The following is a 21040-nucleotide window of genomic DNA, read 5'->3' on the forward strand; positions in this document are numbered from 1 at the left end:
TTGCCCAAAATGAGTTCGGTATTGTACCGGACTCATTTTAATTTTGCCTTCATCCGTTTATGGCCAATTTTTGATTTGATCGTTTATCCGCGAAATCCGTCATATATCCCCGATAATGTACGTTCATAGCTATGAGGTTGCCCTTGATTATCTGCTGAATTGGTTATATTTATACCGAATATAAAATAAGAATTTTATAAAAATTATCATTAACAACCTACTCTTGTCATGGTACTAATCAATTGGAATATTCAAGGGGACACGAATTTTAAGGGGTTCCCATTTGCTTATCGTGTCTGGTAAGTTATGGATACAACTATATTTTTATGGAAAAGGGTACTCTATTAACCCATTTTTGCTAAGGATCACCCATTAATACCATGTTTAACCGGTATGATTCTATAAACTTACTGTGTTAGTATATTTTTCATAGGTAAGCAAAAGCGATCGTAGATGCTGATTATTTACCTTAATGCTTTTTACTAAAGAATAGATTATTCGTATACATAGGGGGAACAATAATAGTGAGTAAAAATACTAACATGAGTAAATTTTTGGCAAGTTCTGTAACAGCTGCATTAGTTGCTTCTGCAGTAGCACCATTGGCAAGTGCATCTGGCACATTCCCAGACGTACCTGCAAATGATGATCATGCTGCTAATATTGAAAAAGCCGTGGAACTTGGTTTAATCAAAGGACAAAATGGTCTATTTATGCCTAATAAAGACATCTCCCGTGGCCAAGTCGCAAAAATTATTGCTCGATACCTTGGGGATGTTGACACTACGGGAACAGAGCAATTCAAAGACGTATCTACTCAAGTGGATGCTGAGCTTGCTGAGTCAGCATTAGTTGTTCGTGCAGCGGGTGTTTTCACTGGTTCTAATGGAGCTTTCAATCCAGGAAAAAACATTACTCGTCAAGAAATGGCATCCGTTCTTGTTCGTTTATTCGGACTGGAAGATCTTGCGAATAAAGAATCAGCAGTAACGGATAATGATACTGCTTGGGAAGTACATCGTGCTAACATTAATATTCTTTCAGAAAATGAGATTACTAAAGTAGAGAAATTTAACCCTTTAAACAATGTGACTCGTGCTCAATTCGCTTCATTCATGATTCGCTCTATTGAGAATGCAGAAAAAGAGCCAGAGCAAGAAGTGACTGTTTCTTCAGGGATTGCTGGTTTCATTCTTGACGGTGGCAAGGCTGTAGAGAATGCAAAAGTATTAGTAGGAGGAGAAACGGCTACAACTGATTCAAAAGGACACTTTAAACTTCTTAACGTACAGCCTGGTACACAAAAAGTGACCATTCAAGCAGAAGGATATGAAAATGTTGTCGTATCTGATGTAGTTGTTTTAAAAGATGAAGTTTCTTCTTTTAACCAAAATATTGCAACTTCTAAAATTGATACTTCTGCAATTGAAGTTTCAGGTATGATCATTGATAGAGAAACTGGAGCTGGAATAGATGAGGCTGCAGTTACGCTTGAAGCCTATCATGCAGAAACAAAAACTTGGGTAACAGTGGCAACAGACACTACTAAAACTGGGGCATATAGTATCGACCAAACGGCTGCAAACCAAGTGTTGAAATTAGGTGCAGAATACCGACAAACTGTAAAAAAAGCTGGATATAAAGATTTCGTTCAAACCATTACTTTAGATAACCAAAAAGTAGTGAATGCACTAAAAGGGATCAAAATGGATGAAATCGCTTCAATCGACATTGATGGAACTGTGGCGGATGCAGCTGGAGCTAAAGTGAAAAATGCGACTGTAAAAATTTCTGATGCAGACGGAAAAGTAAAAGCTTCTGTTACTACAGATGCAAACGGTCATTACACTGCAAAAGGTATTCAATTACTAAGCGGTACTTATAATGTAGTAGTTGACGATACTTTATCTGCTGTTTCTTATACAGAGTTTGCAGTTACCGAAGGAACAAATGCTACTCATAACGTACAACTTGAAAAAGGTAATAAAATTACGGCAACGATCGGTACGGAATCACTTAGTGATGTTTTTGGAGCAAAAGCTTCTGATGCTGATAAAGCAGTTTATCATTTAGAATTGTTAAGCGGAAAAACAGTTATTGATAAAAAAGAATTTACTGGCTTATCAGCAAAAGACGATGCAACAGTAGGTTTCACATTCGATCGTATTGCTCCAGGATCCTATACTGTAAAAATTTCTGGAGATTATGTAGTATCGAAAGAATTCGCAATTACTGTTAATGGAGATCAAACGTTTGAAGAAAGAGCAGTGCCAGCAGGAACATTAACTGGTGTCGTAAGCAACGGTACAACAGGAATCAAGGATGCTGAAGTAAACTTAGTTAATGCTGCAGGAAGCATTATCGATACTGTAAAGACTAATGAAAATGGAGAATACTCATTTACTGGACTTCTAGCAGGTAAATATACAGTACGTGCGACAGCAGACAATTTTGTAGATGGATCTTTAACTGATGAAGTTATTGTTACTAAAAACAAAAAAGCAACTGCTGCTGCTCTTAAACTAGCAGATGTTGTAACAGATGGGAATGTTTCAGGATTTGCTCGCCTAAACGGATCTCTTGCTGCAGCTAAAGATGCAACAATCACTTATTATGATCAAAAAGGTAAAGAAGTTAGTAATGCTGTCGTTGCTGAAGATGGATCATATAGCTTAACTAATTTAAAAGCTGGAAAATACAATGTAGTTGTGCGTGGTGCTGGTATTGAAACATTGAGCACGACTCAAACAATTGAAGCAGGACAAAGCTTAACAAAAGTAAACTATAACCTAACTTCAGGTGGAAATGCTTCATTAAAAATTAGTGTAGTAGATAGCAAAGGACAACCTGTTAATGTTGCAGCTCAAGGATTCGATTTAACAGACGGATATGTTGACCCAACTAATCCTAATTATGGAGTTTGGGAAAAAGCTGAAAATGCAACAAATACAGTGACTTTCACTAGCTTGTCTGCAGGAACATACAATCTATCAATCGATGTAGCTTCTAATGATTATGTTGATGTAAAAACAACAGCTACATTAGCCACTGGTGAAGTGGGCGAGCTTGTAATCGTAGTCGATGAAGTAGCAGCACAAAGAGCTATTAACTTCCGTGTAGTTGATAAAGCAAATGCAAACCTTAAAGATGCCTATGTAGTAGTTTTTAACAAAGACGGTTCCATTAAAGACGTATTAACAACCGATGCTGCCGGTACTTCACCATTAGCGTTAGTCGATGGTAACTATACTCTTGCAGTATATCAAAACGGCTATGTAGTAGCTGAGCGTGAACTGACTGTAGCAGGAAAAGACATCACAGTACCAGTCATTCAACTATCAGCAGTAAAATAAGGTGTCAATAAGGTGTCAGGCACTGCTCGTGGACAAATCGCTTTGATTTGTACAATAAGAGTGTCAGGCACTGTCCGAGGACAAATCAGGTAGGTTTGTACATGTGGAATGGACACTAATGGAAAGAGAGTGATCGCATATTGCGGTTACTCTCTTTTTTGCGGTTTCAGGAACTGTATATGAATACAAATATTAATGAAAATTGTGAGGGAAAAGCGCGGGTCATTTTACGCTTTGTTCATTTGATGGTGAGATTGATAACGATTTAGTCCATAGAGGACAAAGCTATTACGCTTTCAAAAAAGCGGCCAGACCCACATCACTTTAAAGTGGGAATCGGAAAAAGCCCCGTGAAGAAATAAATCAACACGAGGCTTTTTCTATTGACTTAATTTGATAATAACCGTATCTCCATCAATACGTACAGAATTCTTACCCGGCCATGTTTGCATCTGTTTGACGAGTTCACTTCCTTGAAGGATTTTGAGCTCGTCATCATCCAAGCGGGTGAGTGTTTTTCCGAATTGATTAGCTAACATATATTCAAAATGATATGGCTTTGCCAAAAAGGTTTCGCCCATCGCACCTGTCATTGACGGGATGCGATTCGGCACTTTTTCGGATGCCATCTCGGTTCGCATCGTCACTCTGCCAATGATCGCGAGTTTCGTCGCATGTTCGAACCCGTCTGTTTGCTCGATGCGATCAAGAATACGATTCATGAAGGCGTAAGTCTTTTCATATTTTAATGTCATATTAAAATAAGCGATATTATTGATAATGGCAAAGTTAAAGGCGATGAGAAAAATAACGACGACCGTCCCCCAGGAAGTCCATTTAACTGCTAATGTTGGCCGATCGAAGCGATCATAGAGGACGATCGGTAGCATATATAAAAACGCAAGCCCCATGACCATCAGCATATGATACTCAACACCAGGCGAAACAAAGTAAAGAATGAATGAGCAAACTGGCAGCATGAGGATGCTAGCCACAATGAAAATAATTCGAAGCGGTGATGCAAACATTTTATTTTGAATGATGGAAATTACAATCGTTAGCACAATCAAGCCAAATAATAAAAGATTCAGCACCTCAAAAAAATTAACAGGAAAATCTGTGATGAATCCACGGAAAAAGAAATTCATCCATGCACTCTTAATTTTAACGAATTGGTCAATGATGCTACCTGACTGTTTGCCAATTTGATCAAGCCCTTGGTAATCCGTAATTTTTCCGCCGAAAAACGTTTGATACGCTTTAAAGGTAATGGCATAAAGAATCATTCCAATGGCGGTCATACTAACAAAGCGGAAAAATAAAGAAAGCAATGCTTTTAAATCCTGCTCATTAAGGGTGAGCTCACGGATAAACCATACCGCAATGACTGTTAGGACGATTGTTAAATTCGCTTGATAAATCCCAACGCTTAAATAAAAAATGAATGAAGCAGGAAGGAAGCCGAAACGATACTTTTTCGTAACTAAAACAGCTAGCAAAGCTAAAAGAAAACCCATCATATATCCGTCGGCCGTAAACATATACGAAAAAGTAGCCGCAACAGTTGGAAATGTCATAACCAGACCTGCAGTTAACATAATAGCAGGGGTCTTTCGTAGCTCGAAAAATTCAGTCAGAACAACGGTCACAAGTGCTAAATAAAGAACGGATAGTATGCCAATGATCCAAGGCAAATCAAAGAACGAGCTAATCCCACTAAATGGTCCTAGAAAAAATCTCCCTGATTTAAACTTCAGCTGCGTATTATATATATTGATTAAGCTATCATGATTTGGCAGCATATTCGTAAAAACATACATATGAGTTAAAAATCCGATGATAGCCGCACTAATGAAAGCAATTTTCCATTCTTTTTTGATCATCATTTTCCATTTACGAAAAAAATCTTCAGGCATGTTGTTATTCTCCATTACTTTTTTCTTTAATTAAATATTGCGGCCGTCGCTTCGTTTCATAATAAATTCGGCCAATATATTCACCAATAATCCCTAAAAATAGCAACTGAATCCCGCCAAGCACGATAATAGCGGAAATCGTTGTGAAATACCCAGGTGTGTCAATCCCGTGTAAGAAATAATTGATTAGGGTAATCAAGATGTAAATGAAACCGCATAAAGTGATCAACATTCCGCTATAAATAGCGATTCGCAAAGGCTTATTGTTAAAAGAAAGGATTCCATCCATCCCATAATTTAGCAGGCTATTAAAGCTCCATTTGCTTTTTCCATTCAAGCGAAGCTGGTTATCATATTCAATGACTTTCTCGTGAAAACCGATCCACGCAAATAGCCCTTTCGAAAATCGGTTATATTCGGTCATCTTTAATAATGCGTCTAGCGCTTGCCGACTTAGTAGCCGAAAATCGCCAACCCCGTCAGTAATCGTAACGTCTACAAGACGATTGATTGAATGGTAATAAAGATTTGTCATCTTCCTCCTTACAAACTTTTCCCCGATTCGATTGCGCTTTGCGATCACTTGATCATATCCTTCTTCAAAATGTCGCCACATCGTTGGGATCAATGAAGGTGGGTGCTGTAAATCCACATCGATTAGGATAACCGCATCCCCTGAAGCATATTGGAAACCAGCAAGAATGGCCGCCTCTTTTCCGAAATTCCGGCTGAATGAGATGTAATGGACATTCCCGTCTTGTTCGGCCAATTCGCGGAGAATGGATAGCGTTTCATCTTGGCTCCCATCATCGATGAATACATACTCAATATGTATAGGAAGTTCTTCAAGATACTTTTGTGTCTCATGATAAAAGTTACCAACATTTTGTTGCTCGTTGTAACAAGGAACGACAATACTTAATTTCTTCACGAAATATTCTCCCTTCTCGTTTTTAAAATTTTTCGTGAAATAATGAACGTAAACGGAATGGCAGCTGCAGCAGCAAGAATGGGCGCAAATTTATTATCGAATTTCAGCCATTCTTTTAATAGATAGAGCGCACTCGTCGAGACCGTGATGTTCACAACATACGTTAGAGGAAATTGGAAAAACTTCCTCCAGCTTGGCTTCGAGCGATAGGTAAAATACGTGTTGAGATAGAAAGAACCTACCATGCTTATAAGAAAAGCGAGCCAATGCCCAGCAAGGTAATACAGATTTAGAACTTCTGTGAAAAGCAAATACCATAAATAATAATGGAACGTATTGAAAAAGCCTACCAATATAAATTTAATGGTTTCGCTTTTGAGATTAAAGCGCATAGAGAATGCCTCATTTCATAGAAAAAACTAGGTTGCTCTTGCAAAACATACTTGCTATCTAACCTGAAAATTCGAACGAAGGAAATCGAGAATAACGCCTTGAAATTACCCCATATAGTTTATCAAAAATGTCTGTTCATGGCTATGGAACCGCCGCTGATAATCTGCTCCAATAGTCATATTAAAATGAAACATAAAATAAGCTATATATTAGAATTCTCAAAAAATTATCATTATCATCCTACTTTTATCACGGTATTGATGAATTGGGAAATTCAAAATAGCTATTTAGGAGGGGAAAGATGAAAAGGATCATCAGCTTTACAGCACTATGTCTAGGAATCATTATCGGTAGTTTAGGCAGCACGGTTTCTGCGCAAGAATCGAAACAGCTCATTTATTGGTCAGAGGCAATCAAAGCAACATACTCGCCATTACTAAGCTATACTTTGCCTTGGTACGATGAAGTGATGAAGCATGGAGGTTTTGACTTCGACACCGAATCGGTCGTGACAGATAAGGATGAAGCGGATTTCGTGCTCAATACTTATTCAGATATCGGAGCACGTCGAATTGCTAAAATTCAATCCTTTGGTCAGCCGTTAGAAAAGAAAAGTATTACCTTCCCAACGGACGGTTTAGGCTATCCATTAACGAGTATGAAAATAGCGGAAGGCAATATTTTCTTAATTGAAGATAGTGATGGGATGTTCGCTCAAGTTCGGATTGACCGCATTTCGTCAGCAAAAGTAGATTTTAGCTATGTGATCGAACAAGAAGCACCAAAAGAGGATATTTCCGATTTTGCCCCACTTGACGCGAAATATATTAGTAATGATCAAAAAGTATGGACACTTGAGTTTAATCAAATGATGGACGCCTCAACCATTAATAGTGACACCATTTATATAAAAGACTCGAAAGGATACTTACTTGAAACAACCATTACATTAGGGTATGACAAGCGAAAAATTTATATTTATCCAGAAAGTCGATATGAGAAAGGCGAGGAATACACCATTTTTATTACAGATGCCGTTAAGAGTCATTTGGGAAAATCTGTAGGTAATGTCATGATGCCGTTCGAGCTTGATTTGGACGGGTATTATCCAGATGCAACAGAGCCGAATCAGATTTACGGTTTATTTTTCTATAATTCTCAAGGAACAGCCCGTCTCTCATGGTATTCTAGCACCGCGAATGATTTAGCTGGTTACCGTGTGTATTATAGATTAAAAGGAAATACGAAATTCCTCCCATTGCTTAAAGAAAGTGGAGAGGACCTTTATTACAAAACCGAAATCGAGCTAACAGGGTTTGAATACTATAGTGGAAAAGTTATAGAGTTCTATGTTACGGCCGTAGATAGAAACGGAAATGAATCCATCCCTTCTGAATTAGCAAGCACAACGATTCAAAGTGGTGGAAATGGAGGAACAGGTGGCAATGGAGATCAAGGAAACAAAGCGAAACTTGCTGCACCTTCAGGCATCACCATGAAAGCATTGAATGGGAAGGTGGAGATAGATTGGTATGATCAGTATGAATTGGATTTGCTAGGATACTATCTTTATATAAGTGAAGGATCTTCTGATAATTTTGTCAGGGTGTCTTCCGATAACGGTCAATCGGTCATCTTAGAGTCGTTTGCCGAAGTGAGTGGCTTGGAAAATGGAACGACCTATTATTTTTACTTGACGGCCGTCGATAAAAACGGAAATGAATCGGCAAGGTCTGAAACAGTCTCTGTCACACCAACTGGTTCTTATAATAGTACTTGGGGTGGTGCATGGAGTTCAAATTATGGGGTCATTAACTTCACTCAATCGGGATCCAAAGTGACAGGAACATACTCCTATGGCATTATTAGCGGTTCGATTTCAGGAACAGTTGAAGGCAATACATTAACAGGGACCTATTACGAAAATTCCGATTCTTACGGGGAGATTGTCTTTACAATGTCAGATAACGGCAATTCCTTTAACGGGAAATACAAGCTTTCGAACGGGATTAATTGGGGGAGTTGGAACGGCACTAGACTCCCTTAATAAATCGGCTCTTTTCTAATGAGATTGTTTCTTGTAATCAATCATAGTTGTTATCGAATTTTGTTGAAAAATTGATAAAATGGAAATTCCGAAGATAAATCCTCTAATTTCGAAGATACGTAGGGGGAATTCGAAGATTATTATCTTAATGAGCAAAGCTAGAAGGAGAGGAAAATCGTGAAGAAAGCGCTAAGCCTTTTGTTGAGTATGATCCTATTATTCGGATTTTTCCCTATTGCAAAAGTGGGGGCAAATTCCATTCCTGTTCATCTATATAATGATTATAAGAATAATGAATATTGGTCGGAACATATGATTTGGAGCATTGAAGAGGGTCTAATCAAAGGATATATCAACCAAAAGCATCCAACCACTGGGGCAGTCGGAAATTGGCTGAACCCTTATGGAACATTAACTGAGTATCAATTCCTGACCATCATTTTTCGTTATATGTACCCTCAAGAATTCAATAGTACGAAACCGACCACTAATTTTTTTGCGTCGGTACCTTATCAAATGGCGAAGAAATACAATTTACCGACAAAAGGATCCTTGCAAAATACTGCTCCTGCTTCCAAAGCAATCTCTCGCGGGACGATGGCCCAAATTTTTGCAACCTTGCACTTCAATACGAAAGTGAGTGAAAGAGAAGCCATTCAATGGATGTATGATATTGGTCTATCTACTGGCTATGCAGATGCTTCCGGAAAATACCCAAAAACGTACGAATCTTTTCGACCATCCGAGGAATTAAAGCGAGCCCAAATCGTCTCATTTGTTAAACGATATGATGATGAATTTTTAACCATAGTCATTAAATAATATATGTCATTATAAGGTGTCAGGCACCACTCGTGGACAAATCACATTAATTTGTGCGCGTGGAAAAGACAACATTGGAAAGAGAGTGATCGCATCGCGGCTGCTCTCTTCTTTTTTGGGTGTCATATAATATGGTGTCAGGCACCGTCCGTGGACATTTTATTGATTTTTGTATGTCTAAAAAGGACAAAGGAAAAAGTTATGCAAAAACTATTAGAATATTAAGGAAACTAATAGGTAGATGAGTTATAATGTAAAATAAGTAGTAAAAAATGAACAAAATGCCTGTTGTATTAGATCCCCTTTTTCCTCCTTAGAAACCTCCTCGAATTTTAGTATATGAAAAAGTCCCTATTCTCATTGATAGAAAAAAGATTAGGAGTGATTTTATTGGCTCGGAAACGACGTGACTGGTTTCCAGGTGCGAAATATCATATTACAAGCAGAGGCATCAGAAGAACCGCCCTTTTTCACGATGATGCAGATCGATTGCATTATCTTGGGTTGCTGGGGGAAACCAAAAGCCGCCATCCCTTTATTCTTCATACTTATTGTTTAATGACCAATCACATTCATCTTCAGTTAGAAACAATAACTACCCCCACAGGAATCATCATGAAGCATCTCCATAATAAATACGCCAAATATTTTAATAAACGCAATGAATATCAAGGGCATGTTTTTGAAAATCGATATGGTGCCGAGTGGATCGATAGCGCAGTCTACGAATTGGATGTAAGCAAATATATCCATTTAAACCCTCTTAAAGCTAATATCGTCAGAAAATTAGAAGATTACCCATGGAGCAGTTATCGTTCATATGTTCTTAATGAAGAGAATCCCCTCGTAACAACCAAACATATCCTTTCCTATTTTCCTGACCCTCAACCAAAAAGTTATGATATCTATCTAACCTCTGGATTTTGTGATCCTGAAATCGGTGAAGATGGAAAGATTAATAAAAATATTCCTAAAAAACCAAAACTAATCCTCTATTAAAACGTCCCATTAAAGGGAAAAAGCAGCTTCCTCTCTTCGTATAAAATCCTGTGACGTAAGCAACCAACCAAGTCTTTAATGAGTGATTATTCAAGAAAAAATTAGAATCCAAAGGAGATATAAAATATGGCATCAACTGTACACAGTTTTACGATAACAGGCATACAGGGTCATCTTGTAGAGGTGGAAACAGATACACTATTCGGACTACCTTCTGTATCCATTGTTGGTTTAGGTGACAAGGCGGTTAAGGAAGCGAGGGAGCGGTTAGAAGCTGCCATAAAAAATACTCGCTATTCTTTTCCGCCTCAGAAAATCGTCTTCAATCTAGCCCCTTCAGATATGAAAAAAACCGGCACACACTTTGATTTGGCAATGGCAGTCGGACTTTTAATACAAACGAAACAAATAAATCCAGTAAATTTTTTTCAAACTGCCTTGGTAGGGGAGCTTTCCCTCAACTCCTTTATCCGTCCGGTTTCAGGGATTTTGCCGATGGCTATTAAGGCAAAGGAAATCGGAATTACAAGGATAATTATGGCGAAAGAAAATGTCCAAGAGGCCCAAATTGTAAAAGGGGTGGATATTATCGGCTGTGAAACACTAATAGAGGCGATTGATGTATTAGAAGGAAAGCAAAGGCATTTTACCAAAACAGAGGAAAGCTTACCCCTGCCTATTAAAAATGATTACTCCGTTGATTTCAAAGATGTAAAAGGACTTAATTCATTGGTCGATTATATTAGCATTGCTGCTGCCGGAGGACATAATTTTCTCATGGTTGGACCGCCAGGATGCGGGAAGTCGATGATTGCCAAGCGGATTCCGACTATTTTGCCGAAAATGACAGAAGAAGAATCACTTGAGGTTATGAAAATTTATAGTGTTGCGAAACTATTGAAAGATAAGGGGAGCCTAATAACTGAGCGCCCTTTCAGATCCCCACATCATAATGCATCAATAAACTCGCTAATCGGAGGGGGAACTTACGCACTTCCAGGCGAGATTTCCCTTGCTCATCACGGGGTATTATTTTTAGATGAAATGGCTGAGTTTAGCAAAAAGGCCCTTGATTCGATGAGGCAGCCACTTGAAGATCATTCCGTTACCATTTCGAGAGTATGGGGTTCCAACACATATCCAGCCAATTTTATGCTAGTAGGTGCCATGAATCCATGTCCTTGTGGATACTATGGTCAAATGAAATGCCGTTGCACAGATTATGAAATTATTAAATACCGCCAAAAACTTTCCGGACCGATAATGGATCGAATGGATATTCAAAAATATGTTGGCGTTGTTGATTTTTTTAATAAGGAGGACGAAGGGATCAGTTCCGGAGCAATCCGCGATAAGGTTGAAAAAGCGAGGGAGATCCAGCAGGGACGGTACAAAGAGATTCCTGATATAAATTGTAATGCCCAGCTCACTCCTTCCTTAATCAAAAAATTTTGCCCTCTTGATCGTGAATGTACGGATTTGCTGCAGCAGGCCTATCTTCGCTTTCACTATAGTGGAAGATCACTACATAAATTCATAAAAATTGCTAGAACGATAGCGGATTTAGAGGGAAAGGATCATATTCAAATTCATCATTTAAAGAAAAGTTTATTAAGCCGGGATATTGAAAAAGAATCTTCGGTGCTAATAGGAGGATAAGCGTAAAATGGATATTTATTGGGTTTGGCTAAGCAGGATAAAATTTGTAGGGCCAGTTTTGCAAAAACAACTGCTTTCCCATTTTCCTACCCCAAAAGCAGTATATGGGGCTAAAGAGGATGAGTTATCTGAAGTACATGGAATGACAAAAAAGGCAATCCAATCAATTGCCTCCAGTCGTTGTCTTAAGGAAGCGGAAAGTATCATGAAAGCGACCCAAAAAAGCGGCGTATCGTTGTTTGTCTTTGATAACGAACTCTATCCTGAGTTTGCAAAAGGGTGTAAAGAATCGCCCATTTTGCTATATTTTCGAGGAGAACTGAAACCGTTCCAAACATCAGTCGGAGTTGTCGGGGCGAGAAGATGCTCTTCCTATGGAAGGAAAATAGCAGAATGGATCGGTGAAGAACTTGCCGAGCTAAACATTCCTGTAATTAGCGGGTTTGCGAAAGGAATTGATAGCTATGCCCAAGCCGCATGCGTTAGGAAAGGAGGATACACAATTGCATTTCTAGGATGCGGGCCAGATATTTGTTATCCCCCTGAACAGAGACTGCTTTATCATAAGATACTAGAAAATGGCGGGACGTTCCTCTCGAAATATCCACCCGGAACGCCTCCTAAACCCAAACATTTTCTTGAACGAAACGCCTTAATCAGCGCCTGGTCTACTGAACTCGTAATTGTTGAAGCAGGTGAGCAAAGTGGAGCCCTTTGGACGGCCAACTTTGCATCTCAAAATAACAAACCTGTATATGCCGTTCCTAATCAAATTGATACCCCAGAAGGAGCGGGAACAAACCTCCTATTATCCCGCGGAATCCCGCCATATCTAGGAATCCGAAGCCTTCAAACAGCAAAAAATGCTATGAAAAATATGCCATCAGCCACACCTTGCCCTGATAACAACATTCTACAAATGCTTTCTCGAGCTCCCGCCACAATCCTTCAGCTAGCCAATGGGCTGAACATCAATGAAACCGTTTTAATGGACCAGCTCCTTGACTTAGAACTTGAAAAGAAAATTATTATAAGGGGGAATATTGTTTATAAATTATGAGCAGTTCTGAAAAAGTAGAAGCCAATATGATCTATTTGAATGAGTGCTTCTTTCTTGGAAGCAAAGAAGAAGTGCCTTTGTATCCACCCCCATAGGTCAACAAAATACGAACATACACCTTAATCAAACGTTTGATTGAATGCTTCCAAACCCTTATAAAATGGTGATTAAAAGCACTAATCGTCAGATACAAGAAAAATAACTAATATGTGTGTATATTAAAGGCTCTTTTCTAAACGTTTGTTGCTTTTAAAAAGTCGGGACTACGATCGATTTTTGTCGAGAAGTCGATAAATCGGAAATTTCGAAGATAAATTAACTGATTTCGAAGATAAATTCATAATTTCGAAGATAAATCTTCTCAAAACGTCAATATTGTTAGTTGAAAGCAATAAAGTTTGAAAAATAGCCTTATTATAATTGATATTGGTTTTGCTAGGAGCATAAATGTATTGCAGTTTGGATTTTTTAAAGATATTGCAGAATGGTTAGCTAACAAACAGTGACCAGCACTTTTGCAGTGCCAGTCACCTCATCGATTTATTGGTCATGCCGAATAATTGAACGTTGTAAAAAGGCAGAAAATTGTGCTTTAGTTGTAATCTCTTGGGGCCTAAACTGTCCGCTTACAACGGTGATTCTGTTTGAAACGAGCACATCGATATATGGTTTTGACCAGCGATCTTCCTTTATGTCGGAAAAGGAGTTACTCTTTTGTCCGGATAAGCGGAAGGCTGTAACTAATATCTTTGCCATCTGCTCACGTGTTAACGTACTATTGGCGTTGAATTTTTCGTTAGATCCTGAGAAAATCCCCTCATCAACTACTGCTGCAATTACATCATAACCAGCTTGGCCTCGTTTCACATCTGTCAGTTTTGGATCCGGCCGATTTTTAAGGGATAAACCTAATGCATTTGTGATTAGTGTGGCTGCCTCTAATCTCGTAATTGAGCGATCAGGATAATAATTGGTATTATGAGTGGTGCCATTCATAATATTTGTTCCAATTAGGTTATAAATATCTCTCGCAGCCCAATGGCCTGGTCCTACATCTTTAAATAGGAAAGGGGAGATTCCAACCGCTTTTTTAGGCTGAATGTGAAAAATTTTCGTATCTCCAGCAATTTTCAGTCCGTCTTTCCCGCTTCTTCCATTATGATAATAGGTTTTTAATGTATAAATACCGGTAGGAGAATTTTTTGGAATGGTGAATTGGACTTTTTCTGGATAACTCTTTCCATAAGGGACTAGTCCAGGAACTATCCGTTCATACGAAGCTTTTTTCTGTCCATCCGGTCCGATTAATTCCACAACCATTGTTCCTCTGCTAATTGTATTTCCTTTGCTCTCGGAGGTAACAGTGGCATAAAAGACATAATCATTCGCTCTTAAATAGGAACTTTCCCCAGTAATTGAAATTGATACATTTCGGTCAATTGGATGGTCGAAATTCCCTCGTTCTGCCGTCCAGGCAAGGGATTCCATCAAGAAAACCTCTAGATCTTGACCACCGGAAAGCCCATCCCATGCTAACCCTCTGGTCTTAACATCCTCCCAGTTCACATTTTCGTCTATTCCAATATGATCAATCGATTTGAAACCTAAGTAGACGGCCTTCCCTTGTCCAAATTCGAAAGCATACGCTGCACCGGTCTGTTTCGGTGTATGGGCTGGAACGGAAGAAGAGCCAATCGAACTATATTCTAAAAGGGGTGTTACATGGGCCCCTGGATAAGGTTTGATTACTTCTATCCACTCCCCATCAGGCCGATTATTTTCTAATTGAAAGCTTCCTTTGCCAAGCTTCTTAAGTGTATTGCTAATAATCGGATGATTGCCGATCGGCTTTATTTGATAATTCTTGATCACTACATCATTAATAAAAGCCGATTGGAAAACCTCACTCAAATTATCCCATTCCCATATCCATGTTTTCGTATCGTAAATCAATGGACTTAAATCGAGATCTTTATCCCCATTTGGGTACTTAGTTGCTTCATTTCGGGCTATCGTAAATGCTAAAATGGCTCCCCCTCCGAGACGGATGTATTCCTTCACTGCTTGGCGCTGTTCTTTGGACATCATAACCGTATTAGGGAAAATGATTGAATCATACTGTTTTAAATGATTGATGTCTGCTAGCTGCCGATCAATTATTAGGCCATACTCATACCCGTATTTATCTAATAATAGCTGGAATTTTAATCTTTTATCGCTGAATGATGAATATTTAATCTTAGGATCAATGATTTGCCCATTTAAAGTTCCGCCAGGTCTAGTGATCGTTGCATAATTCTCAGTAACTTGAGAAAATACGATCCCTATTTTTTGTTTTGAAGAAGCAGAAGCGACTGCACTCTCTTTACATAAAAACATAAGAGCGCATAATACTATAAAAATAACTTGTGAATATTTCATAAAAATCCCTCCCTTGTCCAATTATTCCCCGCCATAGTTTAACAGAATGGGAACATACGCCTTAATCAAACGTTTGATTGAATACTTACAAATCCTTTGGCCCGTTAACAAACAGTGACCGGTACTTTAGCATCCAAATGGATTAATGTAAATGACAGAAGGGGTTCCTTGTCCCTTTATCCCTCGCTACTGTCCAATTAAAATGGGAACATAAGGCTTAATCAAACGTTTGATTGAATACTCCCAAATCTTTTGGTTCGTTAACAAACAGTGCCCGGTACATTGGCATCCAAATGGATGCAAGTCACCTATTGTAAATGATAGAAGGGGATCTTTATCCCTTTATCCCTCGCGAATGGTCAATTAAAATGGGAACATACGGCTCAATCAAACGTTTGATTGAATACTCCCAAATCCTTTGGTTCGTTAACAAACAGTGCCCGTCACTTTACAATCCAAGGGATGCCAGACACCTAAAGAAAATGACAGAAGGGGATACTTCCCTTCTGTCATTTTCTTGTAGCAATCGTAAAAGTTGGCTAATAGGTTTTGAGAGTTCAGCCTATGGTCAGCCATCTTAATCGAGAATTTGAATAATTATCCATTAAACTTGATATTATTTTTACGATTTTGCCAGGTTCTCTACTAATCTTACTGGATCTCTGTTAACTTGGCAGTGTTCATACGTTTAAAGAATGCAGAGATTTGAGAACGTGTTAAATTCTCGGAAGCCCCGTAGCTTTCAACTGTTTTAACGCCATTACGGCCAGTAGAAATATCATGTGTATATAAGAATTGTACTGCTCCATTTAAGTCCTTTGGACCACCTTGTGTGATCGAAAAAGCTTGAGCGACAACGCCGCGAGAAACTGGTTTCATCCGCTCGGCCTTATTTGCGTATCCTTTAAGAGGTAAATTGTACTTCTTTAAATAAATATATGCCCCGTCTTCATTGTAGGTGGAAGATTTTCCATCCAAAGATGTATTGATTTCGTAATACTTCGATAGAAGAGACACAAATTGTGATTCTGTCAAAGTGTTTTCAGGTTTAAATGAACCATTTTCATATCCACGAATCATTCCTTGTAATACCGCCCATTTTATATCATCGTATGCCCAGTAGTTACTACTTACATCACTTATGACAGGTAAGAATTTGTTTGTTAAATCGTATTTTTTGTAATCTTCCATTCCTTGAACATCAATAGAGCTGTTGCTCGTATAAAAAACACTCATCATATTTGCCCTATTGTCATAGACTTGTACATCATCAATATAATTACGAACACCATTACCTTTCTCACCATAAACAGAGGTTGAAATTGAGTGTGTTACACCAGGCTGTAATGAACCTGGAACGATCGTACCGTATCTACTTCTACCAAAACTGTTACCGTATACCATTGCAAGTCCGATATCATTTATTTTACTTTCAGATGGAATGAGCATTTTTGCCTTATAACCACCATAAAAAACTATAGCCTTATTACTTTCCAAACTTGAAAAATTTATATAGTTCGTCTTTGAAATAGTCGGACCTACAAAACTTTTCACTGCACTTTGTACATCGAGAAAATTTTGATTTGGAATAATGGTATGAGCAATTTCTTTCGGCATGTAAGATACAATCAACCCATCTTTGGTTACTAAGACTTTATTAGAGTCATTATAAAATCTTCCAATAAAAAAATTCTCAAATCGCTCTTCAATTGTAAAGTTAGACAAATTCTGGGGATTCATACTAATCTTCGTATCTGTGTAAATATACGCTGCAAATCCAGCACGATCCAATAATAGTGAATACACATATGGCGATACTTTCGCATCCTGCTCCGTCCACCAGTCAGTTGGTGAAGCAGCTTGTGTCCTCATGCTATTTCCAAATGAAAAGACTAACGCTAAAACTAAAAGTACAGGAAATACCCTGTTCATGATATTTACCTCCAATTTTATGTAAATCCTATTGTCTATTTAATAGTATAAAAGAAACGGTAAAATGTACATGGCTATTTCACAATTTTCCCATAAAGGTTGGTGCCATGTATCGTTCGTAATGACTTGGAAGTGAGGAAGGGGACATTTTCCTCATCTGTCACTTCTTTAGTGTCAAATCCTCTATGTTTAAAAGCTTTTGTTTTGTTTATTAAATAGAGAATAAATTTAATATCCTCCTAAAAATAAAAAATAGGACAAACCGTCTCTACGAATGGGCAAATGTTTACATTTGATGCTCGATGAATTTACTGTCTATTCGAAAAAGACAAATATGGATAAATGTCCACGAGCGGTGCCTGGCACCATTTTTCATAGTAAATAAAAGAAGTTGATTATCTCCAAATAGTAGATAATCAACTTCTTTATACTTTAAATGGGCTTTTCAGTGACCACGTTTGAAGATGGTCACTTCTATATGAATTAATAAAAGCGTTTAAACCCATCAAAATGCTTTTGATAATAAGTATTGCTAAGGTTAGTGATTTCCACTCCATCTGTCGGACTCGCATGGATAAATTGATTATCGCCTATGTAGATTCCCATATGGGATATACCTTGTTTATACGTATTTGCAAAAAAGACTAGATCTCCTGGCTGAGGAGAATCCACATAATATGACCGGCTATAATAGCCTTCTGAAGAAAGTCTGTTTATTGGGCTTCCAGCTTTGTTAAAAGCAAAATAAATAAATCCGCTGCAATCAAAGGCATTCAAATCGGAACCGCCGAATAAATAAGGGGTACCAATCAGTTTCTTAGCCTCACTAATTAGGGAACTGTCCTTACTGGCAGGCTTTTCAGTAACAACAGGCTTTTGTTCGACCGTTGGTTTTAGCTGTCCATTGATGATTAACTTTTGACCTGGGAATATCAAATCGGACTTTAAGTTATTTCCGTCCTTTAACTGCTGAATGGTTAATCCAAATTGGGACGCTATTCGTGATAAATTGTCTCCACTTATTACTTTGTACTCTAACTGATTGCTGCTTGCCGGTGGAGCAATTGTCACAGGCTTGGCCAAGGAATCTTTTGCAGGTACATTTGTTGGAGCAGAGAATGGATTGGATACTTTCAAACTTTGTCCAGGGTATATGATATGTGTGTCTATGTTATTCCAAATCTTTAACTCCGCCAAAGTTATTTCGTGTTTGTTAGCGATTTTAATGAGACTGTCTCCTGGAACGACAGTATAGGTACGTGCTGTTTGTTTCAAAGAGGAAGGTGCCGTTTCATTTTTCTGAGTGGCAGGGGGAGCGGACACTGAAATTTTAAGAGTTTGGTTGTAGAATAAGAAATCTGATGTCAGGTTATTTATAGACATGAGCTCGCTTATGGAAGTTTTATGCTGTTTGGCAATACTTGTAAGGGTATCCCCTTTTTGTACTGTATATGTAGAAGCTAAAGCATTGGTTGTAATAGATGTTGAGAGAAATGCAACGGTAGCAAGAGATGCGACTTTTTTCTTCATTTTCCATCCTCCATTCCTAAAAAATACTAATTTATGCAACTATTTTATCATAAAGAGCGGTGTCCATCACCACTTTTGGACAATTATGCTAAATATTGTTATAGACAATGTGTTTTTATGGTAAAAAAACACTCAAATAGAATGATAGATATGGAAATAAAATGTCATAATGAAGTGTCAGGCACCACTCGTGGACATTTCAACCCGATTTGTCCACGATACACGAACACTGTAATTGCACCCCTAACAAAAATTAAGGGAAAAGGTCACCGCTACCTTTATATATGAAGGAAATGGGGTCGAAGCTACTTTAGCAATGGTAACAAAGCTATTTAGTAATAGAATAGATTCGCTTAATTAGTTAGTGAGATTTCGTTTGCTGGCACCATCAAATTGTGTTGGCTGTACTTAGAAAACTAGATTATCCTTCATGGTAAATATGATGTAGATACATCATATTTGTTTTATATTAGGAATAAACGTTCAATAAAATTCGAGGAGTGGTATTGCTACTGTTTATTTCCATTATTTCCTCATAGATTAATTGTTTATTTCCGTATATGATCAAAATCGAAATACACAATTTTTCTATATGAGAGGGGAAACACCGCTTGAAAGCATTAAAGGTATTACTAGTTTTTGCTTTTGTATTTATGCCTTTCCATTCTGCCCTTGCTTCAGGTCAGAAAACGTTCGATCATTATATACCCACGGACATCGATGAAGACTATTGGGCATATGAAGAGCTGGATGATTTCATCACTGCGGATATTATTGACGGGTACATGGATGAAGATCTTAATATGACCGTCAAGCCGGATAATAAAATTACTCGTGCACAATTCGTGAAAATTTTAGTAAATGCACTTGGGTTAAAGAATAACGGTGCGGCAAAAGCTTTTCCGGATGTCAAACAAGGTGATTGGTTCTTTGAGTATGTTAATATTGCTAGCGGTCTAGGAATTATTAACGGGAAAGATGATGGTACTTTTGCGCCAAATGCGAATATTACACGTGATCAAATGACCAAAATGATTGTTCTTGCATTTGAAAAGACAGTTAAATTTCCAGAAGGAACTTCCCATACGTTTACGGATGTTGACCCAAAATATTGGGCTTTTGACTATGTAAACAAAGCGGCAGCAAGTGGAATTGTCAAAGGATATGACACAATCTTTAAACCGCGGAATTTTGCAACAAGAGCTCAAGCAATTGTCATGATTCATAGAGCCTTACAGCAGGAGCAATCTCATCTACCTTCAAATGAAGAAATCACTAAGTTTTTGAAGGATCATATTATTCGTGAAAATAGACTTTCCGAATCAAATTCCGTTGATGAACTTGTTGCGCTATATAAAGAAAATGGAATTGGTTATTATATAGTGGAAGGAATTGAATTAGCTGAACTCCCTATGGATGAGGAAGTAGGGCAGTTAAGTATTCATATAGATGACACAAACTTGAACATTCAAATTCAATCAAAATCTGATCGATTTGTTACTGCTAAAGTCACAGGTATGGTTGGTACATTTGTTTTTAAAAGTAAAGATCCCAACTTTAATTTTGATATGACGGTTGATATGGACGGGTCCTATAAGCTGAAAAAAGATTCAGCTAGCGGAAAATGGAAAATCTATAATTATATTCCTTACTTTGATGAGGAAGAACTGTATTAAGAAAAAGGTGTCAGGCACCGTCCGTGGACATTTTAATGGAATTTGTATCCGGTGTAAGGACACTGTACTATTGTTATTCTCCTAACATAATAAAGGCAGCCAATCCATTGAGGATGGCTTCCTTTCTCTTAACTATTCAACTTATTGTGGGTTAATTTGCGCTTCTTTACTAGGTGCCTGGCACGCCTCATGGACAAATCGGTCTTATCTGTTTGTTTCATATGGGTAAATTTGATGAGAGGGGCTGTCCCAAAAGTCATCAAAAATGACTTTTGAGGGCAGCCCTCTTTTCGTTATTAAA

The 21040-nt window shown here is 38.1% G+C and carries 13 protein-coding genes; 7 read left to right on the top strand and 6 right to left on the bottom strand.

Features of this window, described 5'->3' with window-relative positions:
- The first annotated feature begins 524 nt into the window (after positions 1 to 524).
- Positions 525 to 3353 carry a carboxypeptidase regulatory-like domain-containing protein gene (locus BGM26_RS19580; RefSeq protein WP_217041961.1) on the top strand — a complete coding sequence of 943 codons (2829 nt, stop codon included), beginning with the start codon at positions 525 to 527 and terminating at the stop codon, positions 3351 to 3353.
- 380 nt (positions 3354 to 3733) lie between these two features.
- On the opposite strand, the gene BGM26_RS19585 is transcribed toward BGM26_RS19580, so the two are convergent.
- From BGM26_RS19585 to BGM26_RS19595, 3 genes are read right to left on the bottom strand one after another with little or no spacing between them, the layout of a single operon-like run.
- Positions 3734 to 5269: a glucosyltransferase domain-containing protein gene (locus tag BGM26_RS19585; protein ID WP_217041962.1), complete on the bottom strand. Its 1536-nt coding sequence runs from the start codon at positions 5267 to 5269 to the stop codon at positions 3734 to 3736.
- 4 nt (positions 5270 to 5273) lie between these two features.
- Positions 5274 to 6200: a glycosyltransferase family 2 protein gene (locus BGM26_RS19590; protein ID WP_217041963.1), complete on the bottom strand. Its 927-nt coding sequence runs from the start codon at positions 6198 to 6200 to the stop codon at positions 5274 to 5276.
- Positions 6197 to 6592: a GtrA family protein gene (locus tag BGM26_RS19595; RefSeq protein WP_217041964.1), complete on the bottom strand. Its 396-nt coding sequence runs from the start codon at positions 6590 to 6592 to the stop codon at positions 6197 to 6199. The genes BGM26_RS19590 and BGM26_RS19595 overlap by 4 nt, the downstream gene beginning before the upstream one ends.
- Before the next feature lie 302 nt (positions 6593 to 6894).
- On the opposite strand from BGM26_RS19595, the gene BGM26_RS19600 reads away from it, so the two are divergent.
- From BGM26_RS19600 to BGM26_RS19620, 5 genes are all read left to right on the top strand, one after another.
- Positions 6895 to 8640: an Ig-like domain-containing protein gene (locus tag BGM26_RS19600; RefSeq protein WP_217041965.1), complete on the top strand. Its 1746-nt coding sequence runs from the start codon at positions 6895 to 6897 to the stop codon at positions 8638 to 8640.
- Between the two features lie 177 nt (positions 8641 to 8817).
- Positions 8818 to 9462 (top strand): S-layer homology domain-containing protein, encoded by a 645-nt coding sequence (locus tag BGM26_RS21855; RefSeq protein WP_217041966.1) that lies wholly within the window; start codon positions 8818 to 8820, stop codon positions 9460 to 9462.
- Between the two features lie 390 nt (positions 9463 to 9852).
- A complete protein-coding gene (locus BGM26_RS19610) occupies positions 9853 to 10461 on the top strand; it encodes a transposase (RefSeq protein WP_254119772.1) in 609 nt (202 codons plus the stop codon).
- 126 nt (positions 10462 to 10587) lie between these two features.
- Entirely contained in the window at positions 10588 to 12120 is a 1533-nt protein-coding gene (locus tag BGM26_RS19615; protein WP_217041967.1) for a YifB family Mg chelatase-like AAA ATPase, read from the top strand.
- A 7-nt stretch (positions 12121 to 12127) separates the two neighbouring features.
- Positions 12128 to 13180, top strand: a complete 1053-nt coding sequence (locus BGM26_RS19620) for a DNA-processing protein DprA (RefSeq protein WP_217041968.1) — start codon at positions 12128 to 12130, stop codon at positions 13178 to 13180.
- A gap of 540 nt (positions 13181 to 13720) precedes the next feature.
- On the opposite strand, the gene BGM26_RS19625 is transcribed toward BGM26_RS19620, so the two are convergent.
- The 3 genes from BGM26_RS19625 to BGM26_RS19635 all read right to left on the bottom strand — a co-directional run bounded on the left by BGM26_RS19625 (position 13721) and on the right by BGM26_RS19635 (position 19063).
- A complete protein-coding gene (locus tag BGM26_RS19625) occupies positions 13721 to 15601 on the bottom strand; it encodes an S-layer homology domain-containing protein (RefSeq protein WP_217041969.1) in 1881 nt (626 codons plus the stop codon).
- A gap of 651 nt (positions 15602 to 16252) precedes the next feature.
- Complete coding sequence (locus BGM26_RS19630) at positions 16253 to 17533, bottom strand: S-layer homology domain-containing protein (protein WP_217041970.1); 1281 nt, start codon at positions 17531 to 17533, stop codon at positions 16253 to 16255.
- A 483-nt stretch (positions 17534 to 18016) separates the two neighbouring features.
- Positions 18017 to 19063, bottom strand: a complete 1047-nt coding sequence (locus tag BGM26_RS19635; protein ID WP_217041971.1) for a C40 family peptidase — start codon at positions 19061 to 19063, stop codon at positions 18017 to 18019.
- Positions 19064 to 19674: 611 nt separating this feature from the next.
- Here BGM26_RS19635 and BGM26_RS19640 point away from each other — a divergent pair.
- Positions 19675 to 20739, top strand: a complete 1065-nt coding sequence (locus BGM26_RS19640) for an S-layer homology domain-containing protein (protein WP_217041972.1) — start codon at positions 19675 to 19677, stop codon at positions 20737 to 20739.
- The last annotated feature ends 301 nt before the right edge of the window (positions 20740 to 21040 follow it).

Source organism: Bacillus sp. FJAT-29790 (assembly GCF_019039215.1).
Classification (GTDB): Bacteria; Bacillota; Bacilli; order Bacillales; family Cytobacillaceae; genus Cytobacillus.